The 10,821-nt window shown below is 65.5% G+C and carries 9 protein-coding genes; 2 read left to right on the forward strand and 7 right to left on the reverse strand.

The window, feature by feature from the left end; all coding sequences use genetic code 11:
* Nucleotides 1-71 precede the first annotated feature (71 nt).
* From BTN82_RS20095 to BTN82_RS20105, 3 genes are read right to left on the reverse strand one after another with little or no spacing between them, the layout of a single operon-like run.
* Nucleotides 72-1,097, reverse strand: coding sequence for a histone deacetylase family protein (locus BTN82_RS20095; RefSeq protein ID WP_075120845.1), 1,026 nt, complete (start codon nucleotides 1,095-1,097; stop codon nucleotides 72-74).
* Between the two features lie 10 nt (nucleotides 1,098-1,107).
* Entirely contained in the window at nucleotides 1,108-2,337 is a 1,230-nt protein-coding gene (locus BTN82_RS20100) for a Zn-dependent hydrolase (protein ID WP_075120846.1), read from the reverse strand.
* A 29-nt stretch (nucleotides 2,338-2,366) separates the two neighbouring features.
* A complete protein-coding gene (locus BTN82_RS20105) occupies nucleotides 2,367-3,671 on the reverse strand; it encodes an MFS transporter (RefSeq protein ID WP_075120847.1) in 1,305 nt (434 codons plus the stop codon).
* Between the two features lie 183 nt (nucleotides 3,672-3,854).
* Here BTN82_RS20105 and BTN82_RS20110 point away from each other — a divergent pair, with 183 nt between their 5' ends.
* On the forward strand, nucleotides 3,855-4,790 hold the full coding sequence (locus BTN82_RS20110; protein ID WP_075120848.1) for a LysR family transcriptional regulator: 936 nt from the start codon (nucleotides 3,855-3,857) through the stop codon (nucleotides 4,788-4,790).
* Here BTN82_RS20110 and BTN82_RS20115 read toward each other — a convergent pair.
* Genes BTN82_RS20115 through BTN82_RS20125 form a run of 3 tightly spaced genes read right to left on the reverse strand, consistent with a single transcriptional unit; the run spans nucleotide 4,784 to nucleotide 7,763 of the window.
* Nucleotides 4,784-5,713: a 2-hydroxyacid dehydrogenase gene (locus BTN82_RS20115; protein WP_075120849.1), complete on the reverse strand. Its 930-nt coding sequence runs from the start codon at nucleotides 5,711-5,713 to the stop codon at nucleotides 4,784-4,786. The two genes, BTN82_RS20110 and BTN82_RS20115, sit on opposite strands and share 7 nt — an antisense overlap.
* Nucleotides 5,710-6,447: a class II aldolase/adducin family protein gene (locus BTN82_RS20120; protein WP_410002834.1), complete on the reverse strand. Its 738-nt coding sequence runs from the start codon at nucleotides 6,445-6,447 to the stop codon at nucleotides 5,710-5,712. The genes BTN82_RS20115 and BTN82_RS20120 overlap by 4 nt, the downstream gene beginning before the upstream one ends.
* Nucleotides 6,448-6,461: 14 nt before the next feature.
* Nucleotides 6,462-7,763, reverse strand: coding sequence for an MFS transporter (locus BTN82_RS20125; protein ID WP_075120851.1), 1,302 nt, complete (start codon nucleotides 7,761-7,763; stop codon nucleotides 6,462-6,464).
* A gap of 153 nt (nucleotides 7,764-7,916) precedes the next feature.
* Here BTN82_RS20125 and BTN82_RS20130 point away from each other — a divergent pair, with 153 nt between their 5' ends.
* Nucleotides 7,917-8,903, forward strand: coding sequence for a LysR family transcriptional regulator (locus BTN82_RS20130; RefSeq protein ID WP_075120852.1), 987 nt, complete (start codon nucleotides 7,917-7,919; stop codon nucleotides 8,901-8,903).
* A 1-nt stretch (nucleotide 8,904) separates the two neighbouring features.
* Here BTN82_RS20130 and mrdA read toward each other — a convergent pair whose 3' ends face one another.
* Nucleotides 8,905-10,797 (reverse strand): penicillin-binding protein 2, encoded by a 1,893-nt coding sequence (mrdA, locus tag BTN82_RS20135; protein WP_075120853.1) that lies wholly within the window; start codon nucleotides 10,795-10,797, stop codon nucleotides 8,905-8,907.
* Nucleotides 10,798-10,821: the final 24 nt, after the last annotated feature.

Here is a 10,821-nt window from a genome sequence, read left to right on the forward strand (position 1 = left end):
CGGCGGCGACCGCAACAGCGCTTTCCCTGTAGGAGCGAGCTTGCTCGCGAAACATCTCCCAGCCACCGCAATCAGAGTTTCCAGGCCCCGGCCTCGGCGAAGAAGGCGCGGGCATTGTCTTCCAGGCTTTCCAGGTGATAGCCGCCCTCCTGTACGATCAGGCACGGCAGGCCGAGGCCGCGGATGCGTTCGCCGAGGCGGGCGAAGCCGGCGCGGGTGACCGCGACTTTGCTTTGCGGGTCGAGCTCGTAGATGTCGAAGCCCAGGGACAGCACCAGCGCCTGGGCGTCGAAGGCGCTCACCGCTTCCAGGGCGATGTCCAGTTGGCCGAGGAAATCCGCTTCGCTGGCGCCGTGGGCCATGGGCAGGTTGAGGTTGTAGCCCTGCCCCGCGCCGCTGCCGCGCTCGTCGGCGAAACCGGCGACGCCCGGGTAGAAGTTGGTCGGGTCGCCGTGCACCGAGACGTAGAGCACGTCGTCGCGTTCGTAGAAGATTTCCTGGATGCCCTGGCCGTGGTGCATGTCGGTGTCCAGCACCGCGACCCGCGCGAAGCGCTCGCGCAAGACCTGGGCGGCGATCGCGGCGTTGTTCAGGTAGCAAAAACCGCCGGCCGCTTCGGCCCGGGCGTGGTGGCCGGGCGGGCGGCACAGGGCGTAGGCTGCCGGTTCGCCGTCGAGCAAGGCGCGGGCGCCGGCAATCGCGCTTTGCGCCGACCAGTAGGCCGAGCGCCAGGTCGCCTCGCCCACCGGGCAACTGCCGTCGGCCAGGTAACGCGCGGCCTGGGCGAGGATGCCGCGCAGGGCGTTGGGCTCCTTGACGAAGATGTTCGACATCACTTCGTCGCCCCAGTCCTCGGGGATTTCCTTCCAGCGCTGATGGGCTTCCTCGAGGAATTCCAGGTACGCCGCGCCGTGCACCGCCAGCAGCGGTTGCAAGCCGGCGTCCGTCGGTTGCAGTACCTCGAAGCCCAAAGAATGCGCGGCCTGGACCAAGCGCTGGGCGCGCTCGGGCACCTCCTGCGGGGTGCGCATCTGGCCGCGGGAGTAGTAGCTGCGCGGATGGTGCAACAGCTGTTCGGGGTGGAAAAAACTGCGCATGACCTTCTCCTTATTCGACCTGGCCGGCGCGGGCCAACACGGCGTTGAGCAAGACGTCGGTGCCCTGGCGCACGTCCTCGGGCAGGACGTCTTCGGCTTCGTTGTGGCTCAGGCCGCCGACGCACGGGATAAACACCATGGCCGTCGGGCAGAACCGCGCCAGGTGGATTGCGTCGTGGCCGGCGCCGCTGACGATCGATTGCTGAGCGTAGCCCAGGCCGTCCACCGCCTGCTGCACCGCCGCCACGCACTCGGCGTCGAAAGGCGTGGCCGGGCTGATCCAGTGCGGGCTGACAGTCACATTCAGCTGGCGTTGTTCGGCGATAGCGGCGAGGCGCCCGCGCACTTCCTGCTCCATCGCAGCGATGGCGCTGTCGCGGTGATGGCGCAGGTCGACGGTGAACTGCAGCAAACCGGGAATGGTGTTGCGCGAGGACTTGGCGATGCTCAGTTCGCCGACGGTGGTCAGGCCCTCGGGAGCGAAATCCGCGGCGAGCTTTTCGATCGCCAGGATCATCTCGGCGGCGCCATAGAGCGCGTCCTTGCGCAGCGGCATGGGCGTGGTGCCGGCATGGGCTGCCATGCCCTCGACCTGCACGTCGAGCCAGCGGATCGCCTGGCCGCCGCTGACCACGCCGATGCTCTTGGCGTTGTCTTCGAGGATCGGCCCCTGTTCGATATGCGCCTCGAAATAGGCATCCACCGCACCGCCCAGCGGCCGCGTGCCGGCGTAACCGGTGCGCTGCAACGCCTCGGCGACGCTGATGCCGTCGGCATCGCGCACCGCCAGCGCCGTCTCCAGGTCCATGATCCCGGTGAACACCGCCGAACCGAACATGGCCGGGGTGAAGCGCGCGCCTTCCTCGTTGGTCCACACCGCAATCTCCAGCGGCTTGCGGGTGCGGATACCCAAGTCGTCGAGGCGGCGCACCACCTCAAGGCCGGCGAGCACGCCGTACACGCCATCGAAGCGCCCGCCTTCGGGCTGGGTGTCGAGGTGGCTGCCCATCAGCACCGGGGCAGCGTCGGGGTCGCTGCCCGGGCGGCGGGCGAACAGGTTGCCGATGGCATCCACACTCAGGCTCAGGCCGGCCTCGGTACACCAATGGGCGAAGAGTTCGCGCCCGGCCTTGTCTTCTTCGCTCAGGGCCAGGCGGCAACTGCCGCCGCGGGCCGTCGCGCCGATTTCGGCCATGGCCATCAGGCTCGCCCACAGGCGTTCGCCGTTGATCTTCAACATGCTTGGGTTCTCCAGGATTCGATAAAGATTCAAGCCATTTCCAAGCGCTGGGCGGCGGCATGCCGGCGCGCCAGGGCCAGCACACAGGCCAGCGAGACCGTGGCGATCAGGCTGTAGAACAGCGCCATCGGCCACCACTGGCCGGCGAACTGGTGGGCCAGCCAGGTGCCGATCAGCGGCGTCAGGCCCCCGGCCAACGCGCCGCAGACCTGATAGGCCAGGGAGATCGCGGTGTAGCGCACGCGGGTCTCGAACATGCCGCTGACGTAACCGGCGATCACTGCGTAGAAGGACGCCATGCACACCACCGCCAGGGCGATGCCGAGGATGATCAGCGGCGCCTGGCCGCTGCTCACCAGCACGAACATCGGGTACGGCGAGGCCATGGCCAGGAGCGACACCAGGCACAGGAAACGCGTGGCGCCGAGCCTCTCGGCGGTCCAGGCGGCCAGCGGCTGGATGCAGAACTGGATGATCGCCACCACGAACAGGCATTCGAGGATCAGCGACCGCGGCAAGCCCAGTTGCTGAGTGCTGTAGGCGATCATGAAGGTGTTGGTGAAATACACCCCGGCAATCCCCAGGGTATTGGCGCCGATACACAGCAACAACGGCCGCCAGGCGGTCCGCAGCACTTCCATCACCGGCGCCTGTTCCTTGCGGGCGGCCTTACGCGCCTGTTCGCGGCTGGCGAGGAATTCCGGCGACTCGTTGACCCCCAGGCGGATCGCCAGCCCCACCACCAGCAACAGCGCGCTAGCGAGGAACGGCAGGCGCCAGCCCCAACTCATCAGGTCGTCTTCGGGCAGGCGGGTGACCGCGCTGAAGGCCAGCAACGACAGGATCAACCCCGCCGGGCTGCCCAACTGGGCGAAGGAGGCGAAGAAATTGCGCCGGCCCTTGGGCGCATGTTCGCCGGCCATCAACACCGCCCCGCCCCACTCGCCGCCGACGGCGATACCCTGGACAATGCGCAGCAGGATCAGCAACACCGGCGCCGCCGCGCCGATCTGCGCATACGTCGGCAACAGGCCGATGCACACCGTGACCACGCCCATCATCAGCAGGGTGATCACCAGGGATTTCTTGCGCCCGATGCGATCGCCGATATGGCCGAACACAATGCCGCCCAGCGGCCGGGCGAAGAAGCCCACGGCGAAGGTGCCGAAGGCCGCCATGGTGCTGAACAGCTTGTCGTCGGAGGGAAAGAACAAGGCGCCGAACACCAGCGCCGCGGCGGTGGCGTAGATGTAGAAGTCGTACCACTCGATCATGGTGCCGATAAAGGCGGCGGCCGCCGCACGGCGCGGCTGAGGCGAAGCTTGAGGCTTCATGGGTCGGGCTCCTTTGATTATTTTTCTGGCAGGAGAAAACGGGATCGGCAGCGGCGCTCTAGCGGCGCCGGTCTGGTGGGGATTTAGCGTTGCATGGCAATAATCAGTCAATTTTCTATTTATTATTCTGATTATAAATTCAGCTTATTATTGACCACCTCCTTCGCCCCAGAGCCTCGCACCATGTCCAACCGCCTGCCCGACCGCCTGCTCAACGACCGCCTGGACTGGAACCTGCTGCGCACCTTCCGGGTGATTGGCCAGGAGCTGAGCATCAGCCGCGCGGCCGCTCGCCTGCACCTGACCCAGCCGGCGGTGAGCCAGGCCCTCAAGCGCCTGGAAGAACAGCTGGGGCGGCAGTTGATCGCTCGGCGCGGGCCGCGTTTCGCCCTGACCGAAACCGGCGAGCAGATCTTCCACCTGGCCGGCGAGATCTATGGGCAGATGTCCCAGGTCGGCGGCATGCTGGAGCAACCCGCCGACGAGGTGATCGGCAAGGTGCGCCTGCTGATGATCAGCCGGATCTTTTCCGAGCGCTTCGACGACTTCCTCGCCGACTTCCACCGCCAGCACCCACGGGTCGACCTGGAGATCGAGGTGCTGCGCAGTTCGGACATCGTCAGTGCCTTGCAGGAAAAAACCGCGACCCTGGGCCTGAGCCTCAATCGGCGGTCGCAGCCGCGCCTGGAGCAGCGGTTGTTCCTGCGCCAGCGCTATGCGTTTTTCTGCGGCAAGCACCATGCCCTGTTCGGCCAGCAGAAGGTGGCCGAAGGGGATTTGCAACGGGAGAACTTCGTCAGTTTCACCAGCGACCAGATCGGCGGCATGCTCTCGCCGCTGACCATCTTCCGCGACCAGCAGGGTTTCAGCGGGCGCATCGTCGCCTCGTCGCCGAGCCTGGAGGAAGTGCGGCGCCTGGTGATCGCCGGCTACGGCATCGGCTGCCTGCCGGAACACGTGGTAGCGGCCGACGTCGAGGCCGGGCTGCTGTGGCGCCTGCCACCCGACGCCGGCATCGCCGATGTCGACATTCATCTGCTGTGGAACCGCGAACAGCGCATGAGCCGCGCCGAGACGATCTTTATCGACACCTTGCAAGCCTGCCTGGGCGCTCAGTAACCCTGGGCCCGATCCACTTCGTTCAACAGCACCTCGCCCAGTTGTAGGCGCCGCAGGTTTTCCGCCACCTGTTCGGCGATGCAGTCGTGGGACGCCGCCGACGCCATGTGCGGAGTGATGGTGACCCCGGGGGTCGTCCACAGCGGGTGCTCGGTCGGCAGCGGCTCCTGCTCGAACACATCGAGCAAGGCCCCGCGTAACTGACCGCTGGCCAGGGCCTGTTGCAGGTCGTCGAGGTCGAGGTGGCCGCCGCGCCCGACATTGACCAGCGCCGCGCCGCGAGCCAGCCGGGCAAAGGTATCGCGGCCGAGAATGCCGCGGGTCTCGGCGGTCAGCGGCAGCAGGTTGATCAGCAATTCCACGTCGTCGAGAAAGGGCTCCAACTGCCGCGGCCCGACGAAGGTCTGCACCCCCGCCAGCGCCTTGGCGCTGCGGGCCCAGCCGCGCACCGCGTAGCCGGCGGCGGCCAGGTCGAGGGCAATGGCGCTGCCCAGCGACCCCAGGCCCATGACCCCGACCCGGAACTGCCGCGCCGGCCGTTGCAGCGGCCGCTCCCAGCGCCGTTCGCGCTGCTGCTCCAGCACCTGGTCGAAACCGCGGTGATAGTGGATGGCCGCCCAGCGCAGGTACTCGGTCATGCCCTGGCGATGCCCCGGGTCCACCACCCGGCACACCGGCAGGTCCGGGCACGACGGGTCGTGCTGCAGATGGTCGATGCCCGCCGCCACCGAGTGAATCACTTGCAGGTTGGCCAAGCGCCCCAGGCTGCCGGCGGGCGGAAACCAGCAGGCGGCGACCTGCGCCCGGGCCGCACGCGGGTCGTCGGCCAGCACTGCTTCCAGCTGCGGCGCGCAACGGTCGAAGGCCACCTGCAATTGCTTGAGCAGCAGGCTGTCGCGGGACAGCAGCACCACGACGCTCATGACAGATAGGACTCGCGCTGGGCTTCGATCAGGGTCAGCGCAGCTTCCCAGGCCAGCTCGATGATGTTGTCGGCATCGTCGCGCTCGAACTGCTCGGCGGTGTGGGCGCACACCTCTGGCGAGGGGTAGTTCAGCTCGCAGCCGCCAGCCAGCGCCTGGACCTGGGCCTGGCAGGCGCGCTCGAGAAAGTGGATCTCCTGGAACGCATGGGCAACGCTGGCGCCGCCCACCAACAGGCCGTGGTTGCGCAGGATCATCGCCTTGTGCGGACCGAGGTCGGCGATCAGCCGCTCGCGCTCGTCCAACGACAGGGCGATGCCTTCATAGGTGTGGTACGCCAGCTTGCCGTAGAACTTCAGCGCATGCTGGCTGATGGGCAGCAGGCCCTGCTTCTGCGCGGCCACCGCAATGCCGGCGGCGGTGTGGGTGTGGATCACGCAGTTGAGGTCCGGGCGCGCCATGTGGATCGCCGAGTGAATCACGAAGCCGGCGGCATTGACCCGGTGCCCGGCGTAGTTCGCGTCGACGATGCGCCCTTGCTGGTCGATGCGCACCAGGTCGCTGGCGCGCATGCGGTCGAAGATCACCCCGTAGCGGTTGATCAAGAAGTGATGCTCCGGCCCCGGGATGCGCAGGGTAATGTGGGTGTCGATCAAGTCGGTCATGCGAAAGTGCGCGACCAGCCGGTACAGGGCCGCCAGTTCGCAGCGGGCCTGCCATTCGATCGGGTTCATGGACTCGGGTTTGCTCACGGATACACCTCTTGGGCAGTGGAAGGGACAGTCGGGTGGGCGCGCAGCCTTGCCAGGCCGCATACGCCGATCAGCGACAGGGCCGACAGCAGCGTGAAGAACACCGCCAGCGGCAGCCACTGGCCGGAAAACTTGCTGGCCAGCAAGGTGCCGATCAGCGGCGTACTGCCGCCGGCCACCGCGCAGGCCAGTTGATAGGCGATGGAGATCCCCGAATAGCGCAGGTGCACCGGGAAGGCCTGGGTCATGTAGCCGGCGATCACCGCGTACAGCGCCGAGAGAATCACCACCGCCAGGGCGATGCCGAGGGTCATCAGCACGATGTTCTGGGTGCCGACCAGCAAGAACATCGGGTACGGCGTGAGCATGCACAGCAGTGCCACCCAGGTGAGAAAACGGCCTTCGCCGACGCGCTCGGCGAGCAAGGCGGACACCGGCTGCGAGAGCAGCTGGATGATGGTCACCAGGAACAGGCAATCGAGAATGGTCGCCCGGGCAATCCCCTGGTACTGGGTGACGTAGGTGATCATGAAGGTGTTGGTGAAGAAGAAACCGGCCGAGCCGATAGTCACCGCGGCGGCGGCGAACAGGATCTGTCTCCAGCAACTGCGCAGCACTTCCATCACCGGGTACTTGGCGGTTTCGTGGTTGTCCCGGGCCTTGGCGAACTCTGGCGACTCATGCACCCCGGAGCGAATCATCAGGCCGAACATCATCAGCACGCCGCTGGCGAGAAACGGCAGGCGCCAACCCCATTCGAGGAAGTCCTGCGGATCCAGGCTGGTCACCAGGCGAAAGGCGATCAAGGCCAGCAACAGGCCGGCCGGGCTGCCGAGCTGGGCAAAGGAGGCGTAGAACGTCTTGCGCCGGGCGGGGGCATGCTCGCTGGCCATCAGCACCGCGCCACCCCACTCGCCACCCACGGAAATGCCCTGGATGATGCGCAGCACGATCAGGCTGATGGGGGCCCAGATCCCGGCGCTGGCGTAGCTGGGCAGCAGGCCGATGCCGGTGGTGGCCAGCCCCATCAGCGCCATGGTCACCAGCAACATCTTCTTGCGCCCGAGACGATCGCCCAGGTGGCCGAAGACCATGCCAGCCATGGGCCGGGCGATAAACCCCACGGCGAAACTGCCAAAGGCCGCCAGGGTACTCATGACCGGGTCGCTGCTGGGAAAGAACACCTGCCCGAGCACCAGGGCCGCCGCGGTGGCGTAGATGTAGAAGTCGTAGAACTCGATGGTCGTGCCGATAAAGGCCGCCGCCGCGGCTCTGCGCGGCTGAGGGGTGGTGTGCATGCAAGGACCCTGTGTATTTGTAGTTTTGGGCAGGTGCTGAAGGCTTCACGTGGCGCTCTCTGGCGCTTGCGGGCTTTATCGCCGCCGTGCCAGGATTAGTCAATTTTCAAATCCTTATCTTTGCTATTAGCACTGCTACTGCATGAGACTGCCATGCCCGCACCGCTCTCCCCCTCCAACCCCTGGGTCGGCCGGCGCTTCCTCAACGATCGCCTGGACTGGAACCTGCTGCGCACCTACCTGGTGATCGGCCAGGAAGGCAGCATGAGCCGCGCCGCCGCGCGCCTGCACATCACCCAGTCGGCGGTCAGCCAGGCTTTGAAACGCCTGGAGGAACAGCTCGACTGCGTGCTGATCGCCCGCAGCGGGCGACGCTTCGAGCTCACGGAAACCGGCGAGGAAGTGCTGCGCATCGCCAGCGATATCTACGGCGATATTTCGCGCCTGGGCACCGTGTTGGAAAGCCGCAACGACGACGTGGTGGGCAAGATCCGCATCCTCACCGTCAGCGGCGTGCAGGCACCGCACTACGACGAGTTCCTCGCCGACTTCCATGCCGCCCACCCGAAGATCGAGCTGGAAGTCGAGGTGATGGGCAGCTCGGACATCATCAGCTCGCTGCTGCAAAAGACCGCGACCCTGGGAGTCGGGCTGTGCCGCCTGGCGCAACCGCGGCTGGAACAGCGGGTGCTGTTTCGCGAGCGTTATGCCTACTTCTGCGGCCAGCGGCACCGGCTGTTCGGCCAGCAGAACCTGAGCCTGCAACAACTGGCCAACGAGAACTTCGTCAGCTTCACCAGCGACCAGTTGGGCGGCAACCTGTCGCCGCTGACGCTGTTTCGCGACCAGCAGGGCTTTACCGGCAAGATCGTCGCCTCATCCACCAGTTTCGAAGAGATTTACCGGCTGATCTGCGCCGGTTTCGGTATCGGCTGCCTACCTATCCATCTGGTGCGGCGGGATGTCGAGCAAGGGTTGCTCTGGCGTTTGCCGCCGGACGATGGTGTGGTGGATTTCGACATCCAGCTGCTGTGGCACCGGGAACAGAAGATGAGCCAGGCCGAAACCCTGTTCCTGGACAGCATCCAGCACATGCTCAGTATTCGTGAGCAAGTGCCGGGCAGCCTGATGTTCAAGTGACTCAGGCGTGAGGCACGTCCGGCGTCTTCGCTGGGCTCGCGTATTGCGGCTTCAGGTGGCCTTCCTGGTCCAATAACCAGGCGTCCATGACCTGCCGGACCACGGGGCCGGCGACCCGGCCGCCGGCCTCGCCGTTTTCGATCATCACCGCCACCACGATGCGCGGGTGTTCGGCCGGCGCGAAGCCGACGAACAACGCGTTGTCGCGATGCCGCTCGTGAGTCTTGAGGCGGTCATAACGCTCGCCCTGCTTGATCGCCACCACCTGCGCGGTGCCGCTCTTGCCGGCGATGCGGTATTGCGCGCCGGCCGCGGCGTCGCGCGCGGTGCCGCGAGGCGCGTGCATCACCATTTGCATACCGTGGCTGACCAGGTCCCAGTCGACCGCAGACTTGAGCTGGATATTCGGCATTGGGTTGGTATCCACAGGCGGCTGGCCGTCCACGGTCTTGGCCAGGTGCGGACGATTCCAGATGCCCTTGTTGGCGATCAGCGTAGTGGCCTGGGCCAGTTGCAACGGCGTGACCTGCATATAGCCCTGGCCGATGCCGAGGATCACCGTCTCGCCAGGAAACCATGGCTGACGCCGGGTCGCGCGCTTCCATGCCTGGGAGGGCATCAATCCGGGCGCCTCTTCGGCCATGTCCAGCGAGACTTTTTCCCCCAGGCCGAACATCGCCAGGTAGTCGTGCAAACGGTCGATGCCCAGCTTGTGCGCCAGGTCGTAGAAATAGGTGTCGTTGGAACGCATGATCGCCGCGTCCAGATCCACCCAGCCGTCGCCGCTGTGGTTCCAGTTCCGGTATTTGTGGTCGAAGTCCGGCAGTTGGTAGTACCCCGGATCGAAGACCCGGGTCGCGGCCGTGACCACCCCGGAATCCAGCCCGGCAATCGCCACTTCCGGCTTGATGGTCGAGCCCGGCGCGTAGAGGCCGCGCAGTACGCGGTTGAACAATGGCCGGTCGATGGAATCGCGCAGCGCTGCGTATTCCTTGAAGCTGATGCCGGTGACAAACAGGTTCGGATCGAAGCTCGGCTTGCTGACCATGGCCAGCACTTCACCGGTGGCCGGGTCGATGGCCACCACCGAACCGCGGCGATCCCCCAGGGCCTGTTCGGCTGCCTCCTGCAATTTCACATCGAGGCTGAGCACGATGTTTTTACCTGGAATGGGATCGGTATGCTTGAGCACTCGCATGACCCGACCCTGAGCGTTGGTCTCCACCTCTTCATAGCCAACGTGGCCGTGCAGCTCGGGCTCGTAGAACTTCTCGATCCCGGTCTTGCCGATCGACTGCGTACCACGGTATTCCACCGAGTCCAGTACCTTGGCTTCCTTCTCGTTGATCCGCCCGACATAACCGATGGAGTGGGCAAAGTGAGCGCCCATCGGGTAGTCCCGTACGAACTGCGCTTCGACTTCCAGGCCCGGCAAGCGGTACTCGTTGACCGCCAAGACGGCGATCTGCTCTTCAGTCAACTCATAGAACAGGGTGACCGGCACGAAAGGATGGCGTGACTGCTTCAATTCCTTGTCGAACAAGGTTCGGGCTTCGGCGGGCAGATGCAGCAGGCTGACCACTTGGTCCAGCTCGCCCTTCAGATCGGTGGCGCGCTCACGGGTGATGGTCAGGTTGAAGCTTGGGCGGTTGTCGGCCAACAGCACGCCGTTGCGGTCGTAGATCAGGCCGCGGGTCGGGGTGATGGGCAGCACATGCACCCGATTGTTTTCGGAAACGGTGGAGTGATAGTCGAATTCGACCACTTGCAGGAAGTACAGGCGCCCGATCAGGGTGCAGGTAATAGCGACCACCAACAGCGCACAAGCCAACAGTCTTTTATTGACCAGCCGCGTTTCTTTCTCATGGTCCTTGATCGGTATCGGTTCAGGCATTGCTACAGCTTCTCGTGGAATAGG

The organism is Pseudomonas chlororaphis (genome assembly GCF_001921865.1).
GTDB lineage: Bacteria > Pseudomonadota > Gammaproteobacteria > Pseudomonadales > Pseudomonadaceae > Aquipseudomonas > Aquipseudomonas chlororaphis_D.